The sequence below is a fragment of the Pseudomonas sp. ICMP 3272 genome, assembly GCF_001466905.1.
GTDB lineage: Bacteria > Pseudomonadota > Gammaproteobacteria > Pseudomonadales > Pseudomonadaceae > Aquipseudomonas > Aquipseudomonas amygdali.
Genome location: NZ_LKEK01000001.1, coordinates 188,312 through 209,631, shown reverse-complemented (window position 1 = coordinate 209,631; position 21,320 = coordinate 188,312). Strand labels below are relative to the sequence as shown.

The window sequence follows — 21,320 nt, the reverse complement described above, 5'->3', positions numbered from 1 at the left end:
TTTTTACCCATCGACGGGGCGCGCAAGGCGCCCCGCGTTTTAAGCGGGCGGCGTGATGCTGAACAAATACCCTCTGTGGAAATACATACTGATCCTGGCGGTGCTGGTGGTCGGTTTTATTTATTCCGCACCCAATCTCTACCCTGATGATTCTGCCATCCAGATCAGCGGTGCAAGCACTGCACTGCAAGTCAATCAGGCAGACGTGGATCGTGCAGCCAAGGCGCTTGCCGATGCCGGCATCTCGGTCAAGGCTTCTTCTCTGGCCGAGAATGGCAAGGGCGGTTTGTTGCGTCTGAGCAAGCAGGAAGACCAGTTGCCAGCCAAGGATGTCGTGCGCAAGGCGTTGGGTGACGACTATGTCGTTGCGCTGAACCTGGCGCGTACCACGCCAACCTGGTTGCGTCACGTGGGTGCAAGCCCGATGAAGCTCGGTCTCGACCTGTCCGGTGGTGTGCACTTCCTGCTGGAAGTCGACATGGACAAGGCGATCGATGCTCGTCTGAAGGTTTATGAAGGCGAAGTCAAATCCCTGTTGCGCAAGGAAAAGGTGCGTTATCGCAGCCTGCCGCAACTGGGCAATGTGATTCAGCTGGGCTTTACCGATGACGCAGAGCGCGAGCAGGCTCGTGCACTGGTGCGCAAGACCTTCACCGATTTCGAAATCACGCCTGCCGAGCTGAACGGGATTCCCGTACTGCGCATGGCGTTGACGCCGGCCAAGCTGGCCGAGATTCGCGAATACTCGATCAAGCAGAACCTGACTACCGTGCGTAATCGGGTCAACGAGCTGGGCGTTGCCGAGCCGCTGGTTCAGCGCCAGGGTGCCAACCGCATCGTGGTCGAGCTGCCGGGTGTGCAGGACACGGCCGAAGCCAAGCGTATTCTGGGCAAGACCGCCAACCTTGAGTTCCGTCTGGGTGCAGGCCCGGATGATTCGAAAGGCACCACCGAAATGTTCGAATTCCGCGAAGGCGGTCGTCCGGCAGCGGCGGTGGAGCGTGGTCTGATCATCACTGGCGATCAGGTGACTGACGCCAAGGCCAGCTTCGACGAGCATGGCCGTCCACAGGTGAACATCAATCTTGATGGCCACGGTGGCGAGCTGATGAGCCGCGCAACCCGCAGCAATGTGGGTCGCAGCATGGCGGTGATCTTCATCGAGCAGCGTCCGACCACCACCTACACCAAACAGATGGTCAACGGCGTCGAAAAAGACGTGCCGGTGCAGACCTTCAAGGAAGAAAAGAAAATCATCAGTCTGGCGACCATTCAGTCGCCGCTGGGCAGTCAGTTCCGGATTACCGGTCTGAACGGTCAGGGTGAATCTTCCGAACTGGCGCTGCTGTTGCGTGCTGGTGGTCTGGCGGCACCGATGTACTTCGCTGAAGAACGCACCATTGGCCCGAGCCTGGGTGCCGACAACATCACCAAGGGTATCGATGCTTCCCTGTGGGGCATGCTGTTCGTCTCGCTGTTCATCATGGCGATCTACCGCTTCTTCGGTCTGATCGCGACCGTCGCACTGGCCTTTAACATGGTCATGCTGCTGGCACTGATGTCCTTGCTGGGTGCAACACTGACCCTGCCAGGTATCGCCGGTATCGTGTTGACCATGGGTATGGCGGTGGATGCCAACGTGCTGATCTTCTCGCGTATTCGTGAAGAGATCGCCAACGGCATGACGGTCCAGCGCGCTATCAACGAAGGTTTCGATCGTGCCTACACGGCGATCCTCGACGCCAACCTGACGACGCTGCTGGTCGGCGGCATTCTCTTTGCGATGGGCACCGGCCCGGTCAAAGGGTTTGCGGTGACCATGTCGCTCGGGATCTTTACCTCGATGTTCACGGCCATCATGGTGACCCGCGCTATGGTCAACCTGATCTACGGCGGTCGTGACTTCAAGAAGTTGTGGATTTAAGGGGCTGCCATGTTACGTACCATCAACTTCATGGGCGTTCGCAATGTTGCGTTCGCCATCACGATGCTCCTTACCGCACTGGCGCTGTTCAGCTGGTTCCATAAAGGGCTCAACTTTGGTCTGGACTTCACCGGCGGTACGCTCATCGAGCTGACCTACGAGCGTCCAGCCGATCTGGGCAAGGTTCGCCAGGAGCTGGTTTCAGCGGGCTATCACGAAGCCGTTGTACAGAGCTTCGGTGCCACCACTGACTTGCTGGTGCGCATGCCGGGTGAGGATCCGCAACTGGGCACCCAGGTTGCCGAGGCGCTGCGCAAGGCCGGTGCCGATAACCCGGCAGTGGTCAAGCGTGTCGAGTTCGTCGGCCCGCAGGTCGGTGAAGAGCTGCGCGATCAGGGCGGCCTCGGCATGCTGATGGCGCTGGGCGGTGTTCTGATCTACCTGGCATTCCGCTTCCAGTGGAAATTCGCAGTCGGGGCGATCGTCTCGCTGATTCACGACGTGGTGGTGACGATGGGGATCCTGTCGTTCTTCCAGATCACCTTCGACCTGACGGTGCTGGCGGCGGTGCTGGCGATCATCGGCTACTCGCTGAACGACACCATTGTGGTCTTCGACCGGGTACGCGAAAACTTCCGTCTGCTGCGCAAGGCTTCGCTGATCGAGAACATCAACATCTCCACCACGCAGACACTGCTGCGCACCATTGCCACCTCGGTTTCGACCCTGTTGGCGATCGTGGCATTGTGGGTGTTTGGCGGTGACAGCCTGGAAGGCTTCTCCATCGCGTTGTTCATCGGCGTACTGGCGGGTACCTACTCGTCCATCTACATCGCCAACGTGGTGCTGATCTGGCTGAACCTGACCACCGAGGACCTGATTCCTCCAGTGGTCGTCGAGAAGGCTGACGACCTCCCGTAGGTCCGGCCATCATAAAAAAGGCGCGAGTGCTGAACTCGCGCCTTTTTTTATGCTCCAAGGCTAGGCATTGCGCAGTCATGCTGCGTTTCGATTGGTCAGGAGGTTCAAGTGAACAAGTCTATGCTTGTTGGTGCTGTGTTAGGTGCTGCTGTAGTGACTGCTGGCGGCGCCGTTGCCACCTATAGCTTGGTCAAGGGTGGTCCTGAGTATGCGGATGTATTGGCGGTAGAGCCGATCAATCAGCAGATCCAAACCCCCCGTGAAGTTTGCAAGGACGTAACCGTTACCCGTCAGGCGCCGGTCAAGGACCAGCATCAGATCGTCGGTAGCGTTATTGGCGCGGTTGCCGGTGGTTTGCTGGCTAACCAGATCGGTGGCGGTAACGGCAAGAAGATCGCTACAGTTGCGGGTGCGGTAGGTGGTGGTTATGCGGGCAACAAGGTTCAGGAAGGCATGCAGGAGCGTGATACCTACACCACTACGCAGAACCGCTGCACGACGGTCAACGATGTGAGCGACAAGGTTGTGGGTTACAACGTCAAATACAAGTTGAACGAGAAAGTGGGTCAGGTTCGTATGGAGCGTGATCCGGGTAGCCAGATTCCGGTCGACAAGAACGGTCAGCTGATATTGGGTCAGGCGCAGTAACGCCAGCCGCTGAGCTTCAGAAGACATAAAAAAACCGGCTTTCGCCGGTTTTTTTATGTCTGCAGCTTAGCGTTTGAGCGAAGGCGGCAGGTGCGGTGCGATTGCGGTCAGCACGGCCTTGAAGCATTTGGTGTTGCCCGCAACGATGTGGCCTTTCTCGAGGAAGTCGTGACCACCGGTGAAATCGCTGACCAGACCGCCTGCTTCCTGAATCAACAGAGCGCCCGCTGCCATGTCCCATTCGGACAGGCCCGACTCCCAGAACGCATCGAAGCGACCGGCAGCGACATAAGCCAGGTCGAGGCTTGCAGCGCCTGCGCGGCGGATGCCGGCGGTCTGGCCTACCAGGCTGCGGAACATGCCCAGGTAGTTCTCGATGTTGTCCATCTGGTTGTCACGGAACGGGAAGCCGGTGCCGAGCAGTGCGCCTTCCAGGCTCTTGCGCTGGCTGACGCGCAGACGGCGACCGTTCAGGGCAGCGCCGCGACCACGGCTGGCGGTGAATTCTTCCTGGCGGACCGGGTCCAGAACAACGGCGTGCTCAAGGCGACCGCGATATTTGCAGGCGATGCTGACAGCAAAGTGCGGGATGCCGCGAACGAAGTTGGTAGTGCCGTCCAGCGGGTCGATGATCCACAGGTAGTCGGTGCCTTCGCCGCTGCCTTCGTGCAGGCCGCTTTCTTCGCCAAGGATGCCGTGAGTCGGGTAGGCCTTGCGCAGAGCGGTAATGATGCTCTGTTCGGCGGCGCGGTCGATCTCTGTGACGTAGTCCTTGGCTTCTTTTTCGTCAACCTTGATGGTATCCAAGCGCTCGATGGAGCGGAAAATCAATTCGCTGGCGCTGCGGGCGGCGCGCAGCGCGATATTCAGCATGGGCTGCATGGACAATTCACCTAAGGTTGTTAAAGAGAGCCGGGCATTCTATGGGCTGATTCGAATTATTTCCAGCCTTGCGTTGTCACGGTTGTCGGGTTTGGGTGGATTTTTTTATGTCACAAGCGGTCAGTTCCGATCTTCCGGCCCGCACAGCTTCATAGCGTTAGTCGAACCGTTTCTGTAAGATTTGCCCCCCTAATTCGCGTCAGTGAGCGTTCGCTTTGTTGCAGAACATTCGTGTTGTCCTGGTCGGCACTACCCATCCCGGAAATATCGGCGGGGCCGCTCGCGCCATGAAAAACATGGGGCTTTCGCGTCTGGTGCTGGTCGATCCGCGCATCTTTCCTTCGCCTGATGCCGATGCGCGTGCGTCAGGTGCCACCGATATTCTTGAGGGTGCGCATGTTGTTGCGACCCTTGAAGACGCGTTGGTCGGCTGTCGTCTGGTGCTCGGCACCAGCGCGCGTGATCGCAGCCTGCCGTGGCCGTTGCTCGATCCGCGCGCGTCCGGTGAGAAAGTCATCGAGCAGGCCGGAGAGGGCGCGGAAGTGGCGCTGGTCTTCGGTCGCGAGCACGCAGGGCTGACCAATGAAGAGCTGCAGCGTTGCCACTTCCATGTGCACATCCCGTCGGACCCCGGGTTCAGCTCGCTGAACCTTGCTGCGGCTGTACAGGTGCTCAGCTACGAAGTGCGCATGGCCTGGCTGGCGGCTTCGGCACAGTCAGAGCAGGGCGAAACGCCCAGAGCGGTCTCGGCGCATAATGCCGAGCTGGCGACGATGGATGAGATGGAAGGCTTTTACACGCACCTCGAAGCGACGCTTGTGGCCATCGGTTTCCTTGATCCGGAAAAGCCGCGTCATCTGATGGCACGACTGCGCAGGCTGTACGGGCGTAGCGAGGTCGAGCGATCCGAGCTGAGTATCCTGCGCGGTGTGCTCACCGAAACCCAGAAAGCCGCACGCGGTGAGCCCTACAAGCGGAAGGATCAGTAATGTTCAAGCGTCTGCGAGAAGACATTCAAAGCGTATTCCATCGCGACCCTGCTGCGCGCAATGCCTTTGAGGTGCTGACCTGCTATCCGGGCATGCATGCCATATGGTTGCACCGCTTTGCGCACATTCTGTGGCGCAACGGCTGGAAGTGGCTCGCGCGGCTGGTCTCCAACTTTGGTCGCTGGATGACCGGTATCGAGATCCACCCGGGGGCGCGCATCGGTCGCCGTTTTTTCATTGACCACGGCATGGGCATCGTGATCGGCGAAACCGCCGAGATCGGCAATGACGTGACGCTTTACCAGGGCGTGACCCTGGGCGGTACCAGCTGGAATGCCGGCAAGCGTCACCCGACGCTGGAAGACGGCGTCGTGGTGGGGGCGGGTGCCAAGGTGCTCGGGCCGTTCACGGTGGGTGCCGGTGCCAAGATTGGTTCCAACGCAGTGGTGACCAAGGCGGTGCCTGCGGGGGCAACGGCCGTGGGCATTCCGGGGCGCATCATCGTCAAGTCCGACGATGAAACCGAAGCCCGGCGCAAGGTCATGGCTGAAAAGCTCGGTTTCGACGCATATGGCGTCAGCGCCGACATGCCGGACCCTATCGCTCGCGCCATTGGCCAGTTGCTCGACCATTTGCAGGCGGTCGACGGTCGCCTCGAGGGCATGTGCGATGCGCTCGGCAGGCTGGGCAGCGATTACTGCGCCAAAGACCTTCCCGAGCTGCGTGATGAAGTATTCGACTGCGTCAAGGATCGTCACGAAGGCAAGGTTGGCTAGGTGGCACGGCGGTGTGACGCGTGCCATTACGTCGCACCTTTGCTATGATGCAGCCCGCACTTTTCGCTAATCCCGACTGTTTTACTTGGTCTAATAGTTGACTCTTTTACTCGGGAATAGCATACTCGCTCTCATTCCGAACCTCTGCGGTATACGCCATGCGACTGACTACTAAAGGCCGATACGCTGTAACAGCCATGCTTGACCTGGCGTTGCACGCGCAGAACGGGCCAGTGTCTCTGGCCGACATCTCCGAGCGGCAGGGCATTTCCCTGTCCTACCTCGAGCAGCTGTTCGCCAAGCTGCGTCGCGGCAATCTGGTTTCCAGTGTTCGTGGCCCGGGTGGTGGTTACCAGCTGTCGCGCGACATGAAAGGCATCCAGGTGGCTCAGGTTGTCGACGCGGTCAATGAATCGGTCGACGCCACGCGCTGTCAGGGTCTGGGCGATTGCCACGCTGGCGATACCTGCCTGACCCACCACTTGTGGTGCGACCTGAGCCAGCAGATTCACGAATTTCTAAGCGGTATCAGCTTGGCGGATCTTGTCACTCGCCGTGAGGTACAAGAAGTCGCTCAGCGCCAGGATATGCGCCGTGGTCATAACCACATGTCGCAACTGGGTAAGATCGAAACGTCCGCCGTCGAATGAACGCAGATGAATGAGCGGTGCGTCTGCCTGATAGGAGAGCTTCAATGAAATTGCCAATTTACCTCGACTACTCCGCGACGACCCCGGTCGATCCGCGTGTCGCGCAGAAAATGATCGAATGCCTGACCGTCGAAGGAAACTTCGGCAATCCGGCCTCGCGCTCCCACGTTTTTGGCTGGAAAGCCGAAGAAGCGGTCGAGAACGCCCGTCGTCAGGTCGCTGATCTGGTCAGCGCCGACCCGCGCGAAATCGTCTGGACCTCGGGTGCCACCGAATCCAACAACCTGGCTATCAAGGGTGTTGCGCATTTCTACGCCAGCAAAGGCAAACACCTGATCACGTCAAAGGTCGAACACAAGGCTGTTCTCGACACCACTCGCCAGCTGGAACGCGAAGGTTTCGAAGTCACCTACATCGAGCCAGGTGAAGATGGTCTGATCACGCCTGCCATGATTGAAGCGGCACTGCGCGACGACACCATCCTGGTTTCGGTCATGCATGTGAACAATGAGATCGGCACTATCAACGACATCGCTGCGATCGGTGAACTGACCCGTTCGCGTGGCGTGCTGTTCCACGTTGACGGCGCGCAGTCGACCGGCAAGGTTGAAATCGATCTGGCCAGCCTCAAGGTTGACCTCATGTCGTTCTCTGCGCACAAGACCTATGGTCCTAAGGGCATCGGCGCGCTCTACGTCAGCCGCAAGCCGCGTGTTCGCCTTGAAGCGACCATGCACGGCGGCGGTCACGAGCGTGGCATGCGTTCCGGTACCCTGGCGACCCACCAGATCGTCGGTATGGGCGAAGCATTCCGCATTGCCAAGGAAGAAATGGCTGCTGAAAACGTGCGCATCAAGGCACTCAGTGATCGTTTCTTCAAGCAGGTCGAAAATCTGGAAGAGCTTTACGTCAACGGCAGCCTGACTGCCCGCGTACCGCACAACCTGAACCTGAGCTTCAACTATGTCGAAGGCGAGTCGCTGATCATGGCGCTCAAGGACCTGGCGGTATCGTCCGGTTCGGCCTGTACCTCGGCCTCGCTTGAGCCTTCGTACGTGCTGCGTGCCCTGGGTCGCAACGACGAACTGGCGCACAGCTCGATTCGTTTCACCTTCGGCCGTTTCAGCACCGAAGAAGAAATCGATTACGCCGCGCAGAAAGTTTGCGAGGCTGTCACCCGGCTGCGTACGCTTTCGCCGCTGTGGGACATGTTCAAAGACGGCGTCGACATCTCCAAGATCGAGTGGGCGGCGCACTAATTTAAAGTCGCCTCCAACACAGGTCATGGGCAATTGCGCGTGACCTGCAGAGCGGCTCCCTGATGTGAGAGGAATAGAATCATGGCTTACAGCGAAAAGGTCATCGACCACTACGAGAACCCACGTAACGTCGGCAAGATGAACGCGGAAGATCCTGATGTCGGCACCGGCATGGTCGGCGCTCCAGCGTGCGGCGACGTAATGCGTCTGCAGATCAAGGTTAACGAACAGGGCGTTATCGAAGACGCCAAGTTCAAGACTTACGGCTGCGGTTCGGCCATTGCCTCCAGCTCGCTGGCGACCGAGTGGATGAAGGGCAAGACTCTGGATGAAGCAGAGACCATCAAGAACACTCAGCTGGCTGAAGAGCTGGCGCTGCCGCCAGTGAAGATTCACTGCTCGGTACTCGCTGAAGACGCCATCAAGGCGGCCGTTCGCGATTACAAGCAGAAGAAAGGTCTGCTGTAAGCAAGCAGGCTTTTCAATAGACGCTTGCAACAGAGTCAACTGCAACAGGCTAATGCAACAGGCTAAGGAGTTCCGATGGCTATCAGCATGACAGAAGCTGCCGCTAACCACGTACGACGTTCCCTCGAGGGGCGCGGCAAGGGTGACGGCGTTCGTCTGGGTGTTCGCACCACAGGCTGTTCAGGTCTTGCCTATGTGCTCGAGTTCGTCGATGAGGCGGCCAGCGAAGACACCGTGTTTGAAATGCACGGCGTCAAGGTGATCATTGACCCGAAGAGTCTGGTCTATCTGGATGGCACCGAGCTCGATTTCGTGCGTGAAGGGTTGAACGAAGGCTTCAAGTTCAATAATCCCAATTCGCGCGGTGAGTGCGGCTGTGGCGAAAGCTTCAACGTCTGAGGCTTTTTATTGTGGGTACTCCCTGTCACTTCGCCCTGTTCGACCTCAAGCCCGAGTTTCAGCTTGATCTTGACCAGCTGGCCGCGCGCTACCGTGAGCTTGCGCGTAACGTGCATCCGGATCGCTTTGCGGATGCCCCCGAGCGTGAGCAGCGTGTGGCGCTGGAGCGCTCGGCCAGTCTCAACGAGGCCTATCAGACCCTGAAAAGCCCGCCGAAAAGGGCGCGTTACCTGCTGGCAATGAATGGCAACGAGGTGCCGCTTGAGGTCACCGTGCACGATCCCGAGTTCCTTCTGCAGCAGATGCAATTGCGCGAAGACCTCGAGGACTTGCAGGACGAAGCTGATCTCGCCGGCGTTGCGACCTTCAAGCGCCAGCTCAAGGTCGCTCAGGACGAGCTGAACCAGAGCTTCGCTGCCTGTTGGAACGATGCTGCACAACGCGATCACGCTGAAAAGCTGATGCGGCGCATGCAGTTTCTCGACAAGCTCTCTCACGAAGTGCGCCAGCTAGAAGAGCGCCTCGACGATTAACCCCGCGCGGCTTCGGTCGCGCGCCAGTGATTATTCTGAACAGCATGGCTTTACTGCAGATCGCCGAACCCGGCCTGAGTCCTCAACCGCACCAGCGTCGCCTGGCTGTGGGTATCGACCTGGGTACTACCAATTCTCTGGTTGCTGCAGTGCGCAGCGGCCTGTCCGAGCCGCTGGCCGATGCAGAAGGGCAGGTCATTCTGCCGTCCGCCGTGCGCTATCACGCTGATCGTGTCGAAGTGGGGCAGTCAGCGAAAGTCGCTGCTTCCCAGGACCCGTTCAACACCGTTCTGTCGGTCAAGCGCCTAATGGGTCGCGGGCTGACTGACGTCAAGCAATTGGGCGAGCAACTGCCTTATCGCTTTGTTGGCGGCGAGTCGCACATGCCGTTCATCGACACCGTGCAGGGGCCGAAAAGCCCGGTTGAAGTGTCTGCCGACATTCTCAAGGTCCTGCGCCAGCGCGCAGAAGCCTCGTTGGGTGGCGAGCTGGTAGGCGCGGTGATCACCGTTCCTGCTTACTTCGATGACGCTCAGCGTCAGGCGACCAAGGACGCTGCCAGACTGGCGGGCCTCAACGTACTGCGCCTGCTCAATGAGCCCACGGCGGCGGCGGTCGCCTATGGCCTGGATCAGAAAGCCGAAGGTGTGGTTGCCATCTATGATCTGGGTGGCGGGACTTTCGATATCTCGATCCTGCGCCTGACCGGCGGTGTGTTTGAAGTACTGGCCACTGGCGGCGATACCGCTCTGGGTGGCGATGACTTCGATCATGCGATAGCCAACTGGATTGTCACTGATGCCGGTTTGTCTGCCGACATCGACCCTTCCGCTCAACGCAGCCTGTTGCAGGCAGCCTGCTCGGCCAAGGAAGCCTTGACCGACGCCGAGTCTGTTGAGGTCGCCTATGGTGACTGGCGTGGCACCCTGACTCGCGATGCGCTCAATGCGCTGATCGAACCCATGATCGCGCGCAGTCTCAAGGCGTGTCGTCGTGCGGTGCGTGATACCGGTATCGAGCTTGAAGAAGTCGAGGCGGTGGTCATGGTGGGTGGTTCGACCCGTGTTCCGCGTGTGCGCGAGGCTGTCGCCGAGCTGTTTGGTCGTCAGCCATTGACCGAGATTGACCCGGATCAAGTGGTGGCCATCGGGGCTGCGATCCAGGCCGATACTCTGGCAGGCAACAAGCGTGATGGTGGTGAACTGCTACTGCTCGATGTGATCCCGCTCTCGCTGGGGCTGGAAACCATGGGCGGGCTGATGGAGAAGGTCATTCCGCGCAACACCACCATCCCTGTGGCACGTGGTCAGGAATTCACCACGTACAAGGATGGCCAGACGGCCATGAAGATTCATGTCCTGCAGGGCGAGCGCGAATTGATCAGCGACTGTCGTTCGCTGGCGCGCTTCGAGCTGCGTGGCATCCCGCCGATGGTCGCGGGTGCGGCAAAGATTCGTGTCACCTTTCAGGTCGATGCGGATGGTCTGCTCAGCGTTTCGGCGCGTGAAATGGGCTCGGGTATCGAGTCGAGCATTCAGGTCAAGCCTTCCTACGGGCTGACCGATGACGAAGTCACCCGCATGCTCAAGGACTCCTTCGAGTATGCCGGCGACGACAAAGTCGCTCGTGTGCTGCGTGAGCACCAGGTCGACGCCGAGCGCTTGCTCGAAGCGGTTCAAGGTGCCCTTGAGGCTGATGGTGAGCGTCTTCTCGACGAAGAAGAGCGTCTGGTCATCAACCTGCAGATGGACGAATTACGTGAATTGATGCAAGGCACCGATGGTTATGCCATCGAGCAGCAGACCAAGCGTCTGTCGCAGGTGACCGACGCATTTGCTGCCCGACGCCTTGATTCGACGGTAAAAGCCGCGCTGGCCGGGCGCAACTTGAATGATATTGAGGAATAACTGATGCCGCAGGTGATTTTTCTGCCCCACGCCGAGCATTGCCCGGACGGGCTGGTTGTAGAAGTGGAGCCGGGCACGTCTATTCTCGATATTGCCCACGAGCACCACATCGAGATTGAAAGCGCCTGTGGTGGCGTGTGTGCCTGCACCACCTGTCACTGCGTCATTCGCGAAGGCTTCAATTCGCTCAATGAAGCGGACGAGCTGGAAGAAGACATGCTCGACAAAGCCTGGGGCCTGGAAGCGCAATCGCGTCTATCCTGTCAGGCAATTGTCGGCACTGAAGACCTGACCGTAGAAATACCCAAGTATTCGCTCAACCACGCTGCTGAAGCGCCACACTGATTCAAGGATTGCTCATGAGTCTCAAATGGGTCGATGTGCGGGAAATTGCCATCCTGCTGGCCGAACGCCATACGGATATCAATCCGCTTGCGGTGAGTTTCCCCAGGCTGCGCGATCTGGTGATTGCCCTGCCTGAATTCGATGACGATCCTGCGCGCAGCGGGGAAAAGGTTCTCGAGGCGATCCAGGGGTTATGGATCGAAGAGCTGGATTGACGTTCAGTAACGTACGCAGTTAGGCAATACACCAGAACCCGCGTATAATTCGCGGGTTTAATTTTTCGCTTCAATCACTGCTTCTGGAGTTTCACCATGGCTGTTCAACGTACTTTCTCCATCATCAAGCCTGACGCCGTTGCCAAGAACGTAATCGGCGAGATCACCACTCGTTTCGAAAAAGCCGGTCTGCGCGTTGTCGCTTCCAAGCTGAAGCAGCTGTCCAAGGCCGAAGCTGAAGGTTTCTACGCTGAGCACAGCGCTCGTGCTTTCTTCGGTGACCTGGTTGCCTTCATGATCTCCGGTCCGGTTGTCGTTCAGGTTCTGGAAGGCGAAAACGCTATCGCTCTGAACCGTGAGCTGATGGGCGCTACCAACCCTAAAGAAGCTGCTGCCGGCACCATCCGCGCTGATTTCGCTGATTCCATCGACGCCAACGCTGTTCACGGCTCCGATTCGGAAGCCGCCGCAGCTCGCGAAATCTCGTACTTCTTCGCAGCTACCGAAGTAACCGCTCGCTAAGTCATTTTTGACTGACGAGTGAAGGGTGAATTCATGATTGCATCGACTGGTAAAACCAACCTGCTGGGGCTTACTCAACAGGAAATGGAGAAATTCTTCGACTCTATCGGGGAGAAGCGCTTCCGTGCCGGTCAGGTCATGAAGTGGATTCACCACTTCGGCGTCGATGATTTCGACGCGATGACGAACGTCAGCAAGGCCCTGCGCGAAAAGCTCAAGGCGTGTGCCGAGGTTCGCGGTCCTGAAGTGGTCAGCGAGGACATCTCCAGCGACGGTACCCGTAAATGGGTCGTGCGCGTAGAGTCCGGCAGCTGCGTCGAGACCGTCTATATCCCGCAGGGCAAGCGGGGCACCTTGTGTGTTTCGTCCCAGGCGGGCTGTGCCCTGGATTGCAGTTTCTGCTCCACCGGCAAGCAAGGCTTCAACAGCAACCTCACCGCCGCCGAAGTCATCGGTCAGGTGTGGATTGCCAACAAATCCTTTGGCAGCGTACCGGCGACCGTCGACCGTGCCATCACCAACGTGGTGATGATGGGCATGGGTGAGCCGCTGCTGAACTTCGACAATGTCATTGCCGCCATGCATCTGATGATGGATGACCTGGGGTATGGCATTTCAAAGCGCCGGGTGACGTTGTCCACCTCCGGCGTGGTACCGATGATCGATGAGCTTTCCAAGCATATCGACGTTTCCCTGGCCTTGTCGCTGCACGCACCGAACGATGCGCTGCGTAACCAGTTGGTGCCGATCAACAAGAAATACCCGCTGCAAATGCTCCTTGATTCCTGCCGCCGTTACATGTCCAGTCTGGGCGAAAAGCGTGTGCTCACCATCGAGTACACCATGCTCAAGGACATCAACGACAAGGTTGAACACGCCGTCGAGATGATCGAGCTGCTCAAGGACACGCCTTGCAAGATCAACCTGATCCCGTTCAACCCGTTTCCGCACTCCGGTTACGAGCGTCCCAGCAATAATGCGATCCGTCGTTTTCAGGACCTGTTGCATCAGGCTGGTTATAACGTCACTGTGCGCACCACGCGCGGTGAAGACATTGATGCTGCATGCGGCCAGTTGGTCGGGCAGGTGATGGACCGTACGCGCCGTAGTGAACGCTACATTGCTGTGCGTGAGTTGAGCGCCGAGACCGAGACGGCCCCGGTTGCGGCGACTCGAACCTGACTGCCAACCTGATCGAGAGAGACTCCATGTCTGTGCGTGCCTCGCTGCTGCTATGTGTTTTCATGCTGCTGACGGCGTGCGTATCCACCGGCAACGTCAACCCGCTGACAACGGCGCAGGGGCGTGAGGAAGCGCGCAGAGCGTACGTGCAGCTCGGGCTGGGTTACTTTCAGCAGGGGCAGACCGAGCGCGCCAAGGTTCCGCTGAAAAAGGCGCTCGAACTGGACAGTTCCGACGCGCAGGCCAATGCCGCGCTGGCGCTGGTGTTCCAGACCGAGATGGAGCCGGAGCTTGCAGAGCAGTACTTTCGCAAGGCGCTGGCCTCCAGTAACAACGAAACACGCATCGTCAATAATTACGGCAGTTTTCTGTTCGAACAAAAGCGTTACAAGGAAGCCTACGAGCGTTTTGAGCAGGCCGCTGCCGACAACCTGTATCCTGAGCGGTCGCGGGTCTTTGAGAGCCTGGGTATGACTTCGCTGAAGCTGGGTAACCGCGATCAGGCCCGTGAGCATTTTACCAAGGCGTTGCGCCTGGACCGTCAGTTGCCAAGGTCGCTGCTGGAAATGGCGCAGATGTCCTACGAAGACAAGCAATATGTGCCGGCGCGTGATTATTACGACCGTTTTAGCCAACTCAGCGAGCAAAATGCACGTAGTCTATTGCTCGGTACACGCTTGGCGAAGATCTATGATGATCGTAACAAGGCGGCCAGTTTTGGTCTGCTGTTGAAAAGACTCTATCCCGGTACGCCGGAATATCAGCAATACCTGTCGGAGCAATGATGAAAGCGGCGCATCCCGAAGTTGTAGCAACCACCCGCGTGAACCCTGGAGAAACCCTGCGCCAGGTCCGCGAGAGCAGGAGCTGGTCGCTGCCAGATGTGGCTTTGAGACTGAACCTCACCGTGACCTCCCTGAGCAATCTGGAGAACGGTCATTTTGAAAAACTGCCTGGGCACACGTTTGCCCGGGGGTATGTACGCGCCTACGCCAAACTGCTTGACCTTGATCAGGCGGCGCTGGTCGAACAGTTCGACCAGTTCACCGGCACCGATGGCAAGGGCAGTTCCGTCCACGCACTGGGCCGTATCGAAGAGCCGGTCAGGCTTTCACACAACATCCTGCGTATCGTCAGCCTGTTGTTGCTGGTGCTTCTGGTCGGTGGCGGTTTCTTCTGGTGGCAGGATCAGGCCTCCTTGCGCGGCAGGGATCAGTCCGGGCTGAACATGGAGCACGTCGAAGTCGAAAGCGCCGACGGCACCACTCAGATTCACCCGCTGGACGAGCCGGAAGAGCCAGCAGTGGCTGAAACGCCTGCTGCCGGACAGACTTCGCTGCCGTTGAACACCGGCGCGCCTGCCAGTGAATCGCCGAGCGCCGCACCTGCCGCTCCTGTTGCAGGTGTTACGAGTCATGCGCCTGCGCAGGCACAGACACCGGCCGCCACTACGCCGCCTGCAAATGCTCCACAAGCGCCTGTTGCTGCGCCGACCGTACCGTCGATGCCGACTGCACCAGCCGAGCAGCCAGCGCCAGTCATGGCCGGGGCCGGTCAGGTTACTGTGCAGTTCGTCGCCGATTGCTGGACCCAGGTTACTGACGGAAACGGCAAGGTGCTGGTCAGCGGCCTCAAGCGCAAGGGCGACAGCCTCGATGTCAGCGGCAAGCCGCCGTTGACGCTGCGTCTGGGCTACGCGCGCGGCGCGCAGGTCAGCTACAACGGTCAGCCTGTAGACGTGGCACCTTTTACCAGCGGCGAAACTGCTCGCCTGAAGCTAGGGCAATAAGTCATGCACGGCGAATCTCCAATCAAGCGTCGCGAATCCCGAAAAATATGGGTCGGTTCCGTACCGGTCGGCGGTGATGCGCCGATTGCCGTGCAGAGCATGACCAACAGCGATACCAACGATGTTGCTGCCACCGTCGCCCAGATCAACCGTCTGGAAGCGGCCGGTGTCGACATCGTGCGTGTTTCCGTACCGGACATGGACGCTGCCGAAGCCTTTGGTCGCATCAAGCAACTGGTCAAAGTGCCATTGGTCGCAGACATCCACTTCGACTATCGCATCGCATTGCGTGTGGCTGAACTGGGCGTCGACTGCCTGCGTATCAATCCGGGCAATATCGGTCGTGAAGATCGTGTACGGGCCGTGGTCGATGCTGCGCGTGATCGCGGTATTCCGATCCGCATCGGCGTCAACGCCGGGTCGCTGGAAAAAGACCTGCAGAAGAAGTACGGCGAGCCGACGCCAGAGGCGTTGGTGGAGTCTGCTTTGCGCCACGTCGAGCACCTGGAGCGCCTGAACTTTCAGGACTTCAAGGTCAGCGTCAAGGCCTCCGATGTATTCATGGCCGTCGCAGCCTATCGTCTGCTGGCCAAGCAAATCGTCCAGCCGCTGCACCTGGGTATTACCGAAGCCGGTGGCTTGCGTTCGGGTACGGTGAAATCGGCTGTCGGTCTCGGAATGCTGCTTGCCGAAGGAATTGGCGATACTATCCGCATCTCGCTGGCTGCTGACCCGGTTGAGGAAGTGAAAGTCGGGTACGACATCCTCAAATCGTTGCGCCTTCGTTCCCGTGGTATCAACTTCATCGCCTGCCCGAGCTGCTCGCGGCAGAACTTCGATGTGGTCAAGACCATGAACGAGCTTGAAGGTCGCCTTGAAGATTTGCTGGTGCCACTTGATGTCGCAGTGATCGGTTGTGTAGTCAACGGTCCGGGCGAGGCCAAGGAAGCGCATATCGGCCTGACTGGTGGTACGCCGAACCTGATTTACATCGACGGCAAGCCTGCGCAGAAACTGACCAACGACAATCTCGTGGACGAGCTTGAACGCTTGATTCGCGAGAAAGCGGCTGAAAAGGCCGAAGCCGACGCATCTGTCATCGTGCGCGGCTAACCAGGATTGCTAAGGATTTTCTGTGAGTAAGTCTCTACAAGCCATTCGTGGCATGAACGACATCCTGCCCGAGCAGACGCCGCTGTGGCGCCACTTCGAAGGCACCGTTTCACGTCTGCTGGATAACTACGGTTACCGGCAGATTCGTATGCCTATCGTCGAATTCACCGAGCTGTTCAAGCGCTCCATCGGTGAAGTGACCGATATCGTCGAGAAGGAAATGTACACCTTCGCCGATCGCAACGGCGACTCCCTGACCCTGCGTCCGGAAGGTACTGCTGCCTGTGTGCGTGCGGTCCTGGAGCACGGCATCACCGGTGGCGGTCAGGTTCAGAAACTGTGGTACATCGGGCCGATGTTTCGTCACGAGCGTCCACAGAAAGGCCGTTATCGCCAGTTTCACCAGATTGGTGTCGAGGTCTTCAATCTTGACGGTCCGGACATCGATGCCGAACTGATCGTCATGACCTGGCGCCTGTGGGGCATGCTGGGCATTCGCAATGCGGTCAAGCTTGAACTCAACAGCCTGGGCACCAGCGAAGCGCGTGCGCGTTATCGTGATGCGCTGGTCGAGTTTCTGTCGGCACGTCTTGATCAACTCGACGAAGACAGCCAGCGTCGTCTGAAAACCAATCCGCTGCGCGTGCTGGACACCAAACACCCCGAAACCCAGGCTGTGCTGGTCGATGCTCCAAAGCTGGCAGATTATCTGGATGACGAATCCCGCGTTCACTTCGAAGGCCTGAAGGCCCGTCTGGACGCAGCCGGCATTCCTTATGTCATCAACCCGAAGCTGGTTCGCGGGCTGGATTACTACAGCAAGACCGTTTTCGAGTGGGTCACCGACCAATTGGGTGCCCAGGGTACGGTCTGTGCAGGCGGTCGTTATGACGGTCTGGTCGAGCAGATGGGCGGCAAGCCGACTACCGGCGTTGGTTTCGCGATGGGTATCGAGCGTCTGGTTCTGTTGCTTGAAACCCTCGGGCAGGTCCCGGAAGAAATTGCCCGTCAGGTCGATGTTTACCTGTGCGCATTTGGCGAAGCATCTGAGCTGGCTGCGCTGGCTCTCACCGAACAGGTGCGCGATCAGTTGCCGAGCCTGCGTTTGCAGGTCAACGCCGGTGCCGGCAGCTTCAAGAGCCAGTTCAAGAAAGCCGACAAGAGCGGTGCGCTGTATGCGCTGATTCTCGGTGAAGAAGAACTGGCGGCGAAGGTCATTGGCGTCAAACCCCTGCGCGGTCAGGGTGAACAACAAAATATTGCCTGGGACGCTCTGTCAGAGCACCTGGCCTCCTGCGTTGTGCAGGGTTGAAGCTGATTTAACAGCCGTTTAGCGAATAGGAGTATTGGGGTGTCGGGTACCGAAGATGAAGAGCTGGCGGTAATGAAGGACTGGTGGCAGCGTAACGGCAAACCCCTGTTGACCGGTGGTCTGCTCGCGTTGGTCGTGGTCTTGGGTTGGCAGTTCTGGCACAGGTATCAGGCCAGCCAGTCGCAAGGCGCCTCGATGCTTTATCAGCAATTGCTGGAAACCGCGCTGACGCCCAGTGGCCAGGCAGACACCGCACGTGTCGCCGAGATATCCGGCAAACTGAAAAGCGAATTCGGTGGCACTACCTATGCACAGTTCGGTAGCCTGTTCGTCGCCAAGGTGGCGGTCGATGCCGGCAAGCTGGACGATGCTGCAGCCGAGCTGAAAACCGTGGCCGACAAGCCTGCCAATGACACGCTGGGCGAGATTGCCCGTCAGCGTCTGGCACGCGTGCTGGCTGCGCAGAACAAGACCGATGACGCGCTGAAGCTGCTCGACGGCGATGCCGACAAGGCTTTCCTCGCCAGTCGTGAAGAACTCAAGGGTGACCTGCTGGTACAGCTGGGTCGTACCGACGAGGCGTATGCTGCATACCAAAAGGCCAAATCCGCTCTGTCCGAAGACGCAGCAGTGGGTGGCCTGCAAATGAAGCTCGACGATCTGGCGAAAGGGGATGCGTGACGTGATTCGTTGGAAACATGCAGCATTGCTGGCTCTGGCCATTCTGGCCGCGGGTTGCAGCAGCAACAGCAAAAAGGAATTGCCTCCGGCCGAGCTGACCGACTTCAAAGAAGAAGTGGTTCTGCACAAGCAATGGAGCCGTTCCGTCGGCGACGGTCAGGGCAAGACGTACAACATGCTCGTGCCAGCCATCGATGGCGACCGCATCTATGCGGCTGACGTCACTGGCGAAGTCGTATCGCTGGATCGTCTGACCGGTGATGTGATCTGGAAGAAAGATCTCGATCTGCCGGTTTCCGGTGCAGTCGGCGTGGGCTATGGCCTGGTGATGATCGGTACCCTCAAGGGTGAAGTCATTGCCATGGACGCCACCTCCGGTGAGGAAAAGTGGCGCGCTCGCGTGACCAGCGAAGTGCTGGCTCCGCCTGCCACCAACGGTTCTGTGGTAGTGGTTCAGACTCAGGATGACCGCATCGTCGGTTTCGACGCTTCTACCGGTTCCCAGCTCTGGATTTACGAAAGTACTCCAGCGGTGCTGACCCTGCGCGGTACCGGTGCTCCACTTGCAACCAATCGTCTTGCTGTGGCGGGTCTGTCAACCGGTAAGGTCGTCGCGCTGGACATTACCAACGGCGTGCCTGTCTGGGAGCAGCGTGTTGCCATCCCGCAAGGTCGCTCGGAACTGGATCGTGTTGTGGATATCGACGGCGGCCTGTTGCTGTCCGGCGGTACACTGTACGTCGCTACCTATCAGGGTCGCGTCGCCGGTCTGGACCTGGAAAGCGGTCGTGTGCTCTGGCAGCGTGATGCTTCGAGCTACTCGGGCGTTGCCCAGGGCTTTGGCAGCGTTTACGCAACCCTGGCCTCCGGCACTGTCGAAGGTATCGACGAGCGTTCGTCCTCTGCACTGTGGAGCAACGAATCACTGGCTCGCCGCCAGCTCGGCGCGCCGGAAGTGTATTCCAGCTATGTAGCGGTCGGTGACATGGAAGGCTACCTGCACCTGTTGAGCCAGGTGGACGGTCGTTTTGTCGGTCGCGAACGTATCGACAGCGACGGCCTGCGTGCTCGTCCGCTGGTGGTTGGGGACATGATTTACGTGTATGGCAACAGCGGCAAACTGGAAGCCCTGACCATCAAGCAATAAGTGTCCATGCCCGGGGCCAATGGCCTCGGGTGCCCTTGCTTCGGCAAGGCTGCGGTGCCTTTGTGGCATCGCCCCGAACTCCGGCCGCTGCCCTGCAGCGGCTTTTGTATTTTCTGAAATAACGAAGTGGAGAGCCGCATGGTTCCCGTAATCGCCCTGGTGGGTCGACCGAACGTCGGCAAGTCCACCATGTTCAACCGCCTGACCAGGACTCGCGACGCTATTGTCGGTGATCTGTCCGGTCTTACCCGTGATCGCCAATACGGAGAGGCGAAGTGGCAAGGGCGCTCCTATATTCTGATCGACACCGGCGGTATCTCCGGTGACGAGCATGGCATGGACGAAAAGATGGCCGAGCAGTCGCTGCTGGCCATTGAAGAAGCCGATGTGGTGCTGTTTCTGGTGGACGCCCGTGCAGGCTATACCGCTGCTGATCAGATGATTGGTGAGCACCTGCGCAAACGTAACAAGCGTTCCTACGTGGTTGCCAACAAGATCGACAACATCGACGAAAACCTGGCACGTGCCGAGTTCAGCCCGATGGGTCTGGGCGACGCCATTCCGGTGGCTGGTGCCCATGGTCGTGGCATCTCGCAGATGCTCGAAATCGCCCTGCGGGAGTTCCCCAAGGACGAAGACGAGCTGGAAGAGGGCGAGGAGGTCGAGGAAGTTGCCGAAGGTCAGGAAGCCAAGCGCATTCCTGGTCCGAGCGAAAAAGACGGCATCAAGATCGCCATCATCGGGCGTCCCAATGTCGGCAAGTCGACGCTGGTCAACCGTATGCTGGGTGAAGACCGGGTTATCGTCTATGACGAGCCAGGCACCACGCGCGACAGTATCTACATTCCCTTCGAGCGTAATGAAGAGAAGTACACGCTGATCGACACTGCCGGTGTGCGTAAGCGCGGCAAGATCCACGAGGAAGTTGAAAAGTTCTCGGTGGTCAAAACGCTGCAGGCCATCAAGGACGCCAACGTGGTGATCTTTGTCATGGACGCCCGCGAAGGTGTGGTCGACCACGACCTGAACCTGCTGGGCTTCGCACTTGAAGCGGGTCGTGCTCTGGTTATCGCGCTGAACAAGTGGGATGGCATGACGCCGGGTGAACGTGATTTTGTGAAGATCGAACTGGAACGCCGGTTGTTCTTCGTCGACTTCGCAGACATCCATTTCATCTCTGCGATGCATGGCACGGGCGTGGGCAACCTGTATCAGTCGGTACAGAACTCGTTCAAGTCTGCCGTAACGCGCTGGCCAACCAGCCGTCTGACCCAGATTCTGGAAGATGCGGTCAGTGAGCACGCGCCACCTATGGTCGGCAGCCGCCGTATCAAGTTGCGTTACGCTCACTTGGGCGGCGCCAACCCGCCGCTGATCGTGATCCACGGCAACCAGGTCGAAAAAGTACCGAAGTCTTATGTCCGGTACCTGGAAAACACCTATCGCCGCGTGCTCAAGCTGGTCGGTACGCCGATCCGCATCGAGTTCAAGGGTGGCGAGAACCCGTATGAAGGTAACAAGAACACGCTGACCGACCGTCAGGTCAACAAGAAGCGTCGGATGATGTCGCACCACAAGAAAGCCGATAAGAAGCGCCGCGACAAGCGCTGAGTCGGCATCTGGAAAAAGGCGCTTCGGCGCCTTTTTTTGTGCCTGTT

At 58.7% G+C, this 21,320-nt stretch carries 23 protein-coding genes; 22 read left to right on the top strand and 1 reads right to left on the bottom strand.

The window, feature by feature from the left end:
• Positions 1-55: 55 nt before the first annotated feature.
• The 3 genes from secD to AO068_RS00945 all read left to right on the top strand — a co-directional run bounded on the left by secD (position 56) and on the right by AO068_RS00945 (position 3,493).
• Positions 56-1,924, top strand: a complete 1,869-nt coding sequence (secD, locus tag AO068_RS00955) for a protein translocase subunit SecD (RefSeq protein WP_058407390.1) — start codon at positions 56-58, stop codon at positions 1,922-1,924.
• A 9-nt stretch (positions 1,925-1,933) separates the two neighbouring features.
• Positions 1,934-2,845, top strand: a complete 912-nt coding sequence (secF, locus tag AO068_RS00950) for a protein translocase subunit SecF (RefSeq protein ID WP_003415403.1) — start codon at positions 1,934-1,936, stop codon at positions 2,843-2,845.
• A 108-nt stretch (positions 2,846-2,953) separates the two neighbouring features.
• A complete protein-coding gene (locus tag AO068_RS00945; RefSeq protein ID WP_058407389.1) occupies positions 2,954-3,493 on the top strand; it encodes a glycine zipper 2TM domain-containing protein in 540 nt (179 codons plus the stop codon).
• Positions 3,494-3,559: 66 nt separating this feature from the next.
• Here the strand turns inward: AO068_RS00945 and suhB are convergent, their stop codons facing one another.
• Complete coding sequence (gene suhB, locus AO068_RS00940; RefSeq protein WP_002552472.1) at positions 3,560-4,375, bottom strand: type III secretion system regulator SuhB; 816 nt, start codon at positions 4,373-4,375, stop codon at positions 3,560-3,562.
• A gap of 215 nt (positions 4,376-4,590) precedes the next feature.
• On the opposite strand from suhB, the gene trmJ reads away from it, so the two are divergent.
• The 19 genes from trmJ to der all read left to right on the top strand — a co-directional run bounded on the left by trmJ (position 4,591) and on the right by der (position 21,273).
• Positions 4,591-5,364: a tRNA (cytosine(32)/uridine(32)-2'-O)-methyltransferase TrmJ gene (gene trmJ / locus AO068_RS00935; RefSeq protein WP_058407388.1), complete on the top strand. Its 774-nt coding sequence runs from the start codon at positions 4,591-4,593 to the stop codon at positions 5,362-5,364.
• On the top strand, positions 5,364-6,140 hold the full coding sequence (gene cysE / locus AO068_RS00930) for a serine O-acetyltransferase (RefSeq protein ID WP_058407387.1): 777 nt from the start codon (positions 5,364-5,366) through the stop codon (positions 6,138-6,140). The genes trmJ and cysE overlap by 1 nt, the downstream gene beginning before the upstream one ends.
• Positions 6,141-6,298: 158 nt before the next feature.
• Complete coding sequence (iscR, locus tag AO068_RS00925; RefSeq protein ID WP_002552474.1) at positions 6,299-6,790, top strand: Fe-S cluster assembly transcriptional regulator IscR; 492 nt, start codon at positions 6,299-6,301, stop codon at positions 6,788-6,790.
• Positions 6,791-6,834: 44 nt separating this feature from the next.
• A complete protein-coding gene (locus tag AO068_RS00920) occupies positions 6,835-8,049 on the top strand; it encodes an IscS subfamily cysteine desulfurase (protein WP_058399605.1) in 1,215 nt (404 codons plus the stop codon).
• Positions 8,050-8,130: 81 nt separating this feature from the next.
• Positions 8,131-8,517 carry a Fe-S cluster assembly scaffold IscU gene (gene iscU, locus AO068_RS00915; RefSeq protein WP_002552476.1) on the top strand — a complete coding sequence of 129 codons (387 nt, stop codon included), beginning with the start codon at positions 8,131-8,133 and terminating at the stop codon, positions 8,515-8,517.
• A gap of 75 nt (positions 8,518-8,592) precedes the next feature.
• Positions 8,593-8,916 carry an iron-sulfur cluster assembly protein IscA gene (gene iscA / locus AO068_RS00910; RefSeq protein ID WP_003365093.1) on the top strand — a complete coding sequence of 108 codons (324 nt, stop codon included), beginning with the start codon at positions 8,593-8,595 and terminating at the stop codon, positions 8,914-8,916.
• Between the two features lie 11 nt (positions 8,917-8,927).
• Entirely contained in the window at positions 8,928-9,449 is a 522-nt protein-coding gene (gene hscB / locus AO068_RS00905; protein ID WP_058407386.1) for a co-chaperone HscB, read from the top strand.
• Between the two features lie 44 nt (positions 9,450-9,493).
• Positions 9,494-11,356, top strand: a complete 1,863-nt coding sequence (hscA, locus tag AO068_RS00900; protein ID WP_058407456.1) for a Fe-S protein assembly chaperone HscA — start codon at positions 9,494-9,496, stop codon at positions 11,354-11,356.
• 3 nt (positions 11,357-11,359) lie between these two features.
• Positions 11,360-11,701, top strand: a complete 342-nt coding sequence (gene fdx, locus AO068_RS00895) for an ISC system 2Fe-2S type ferredoxin (protein ID WP_057402252.1) — start codon at positions 11,360-11,362, stop codon at positions 11,699-11,701.
• Between the two features lie 14 nt (positions 11,702-11,715).
• Entirely contained in the window at positions 11,716-11,916 is a 201-nt protein-coding gene (iscX, locus tag AO068_RS00890; protein ID WP_057402251.1) for a Fe-S cluster assembly protein IscX, read from the top strand.
• A gap of 96 nt (positions 11,917-12,012) precedes the next feature.
• Positions 12,013-12,438, top strand: a complete 426-nt coding sequence (gene ndk / locus AO068_RS00885; RefSeq protein WP_057402250.1) for a nucleoside-diphosphate kinase — start codon at positions 12,013-12,015, stop codon at positions 12,436-12,438.
• A 33-nt stretch (positions 12,439-12,471) separates the two neighbouring features.
• On the top strand, positions 12,472-13,620 hold the full coding sequence (gene rlmN / locus AO068_RS00880; RefSeq protein WP_058399607.1) for a 23S rRNA (adenine(2503)-C(2))-methyltransferase RlmN: 1,149 nt from the start codon (positions 12,472-12,474) through the stop codon (positions 13,618-13,620).
• Positions 13,621-13,646: 26 nt separating this feature from the next.
• On the top strand, positions 13,647-14,405 hold the full coding sequence (gene pilW / locus AO068_RS00875) for a type IV pilus biogenesis/stability protein PilW (protein ID WP_058399608.1): 759 nt from the start codon (positions 13,647-13,649) through the stop codon (positions 14,403-14,405).
• Positions 14,405-15,409 carry a RodZ domain-containing protein gene (locus AO068_RS00870; RefSeq protein ID WP_058407385.1) on the top strand — a complete coding sequence of 335 codons (1,005 nt, stop codon included), beginning with the start codon at positions 14,405-14,407 and terminating at the stop codon, positions 15,407-15,409. The genes pilW and AO068_RS00870 overlap by 1 nt, the downstream gene beginning before the upstream one ends.
• Before the next feature lie 3 nt (positions 15,410-15,412).
• Entirely contained in the window at positions 15,413-16,522 is a 1,110-nt protein-coding gene (ispG, locus tag AO068_RS00865; protein WP_004656273.1) for a flavodoxin-dependent (E)-4-hydroxy-3-methylbut-2-enyl-diphosphate synthase, read from the top strand.
• 22 nt (positions 16,523-16,544) lie between these two features.
• Entirely contained in the window at positions 16,545-17,834 is a 1,290-nt protein-coding gene (gene hisS / locus AO068_RS00860) for a histidine--tRNA ligase (protein WP_058407384.1), read from the top strand.
• A 39-nt stretch (positions 17,835-17,873) separates the two neighbouring features.
• Positions 17,874-18,515, top strand: a complete 642-nt coding sequence (locus tag AO068_RS00855; RefSeq protein ID WP_002552488.1) for a YfgM family protein — start codon at positions 17,874-17,876, stop codon at positions 18,513-18,515.
• Complete coding sequence (bamB, locus tag AO068_RS00850) at positions 18,508-19,662, top strand: outer membrane protein assembly factor BamB (protein ID WP_003409122.1); 1,155 nt, start codon at positions 18,508-18,510, stop codon at positions 19,660-19,662. The genes AO068_RS00855 and bamB overlap by 8 nt, the downstream gene beginning before the upstream one ends.
• Positions 19,663-19,800: 138 nt before the next feature.
• Complete coding sequence (gene der, locus AO068_RS00845; RefSeq protein ID WP_004666071.1) at positions 19,801-21,273, top strand: ribosome biogenesis GTPase Der; 1,473 nt, start codon at positions 19,801-19,803, stop codon at positions 21,271-21,273.
• The last annotated feature ends 47 nt before the right edge of the window (positions 21,274-21,320 follow it).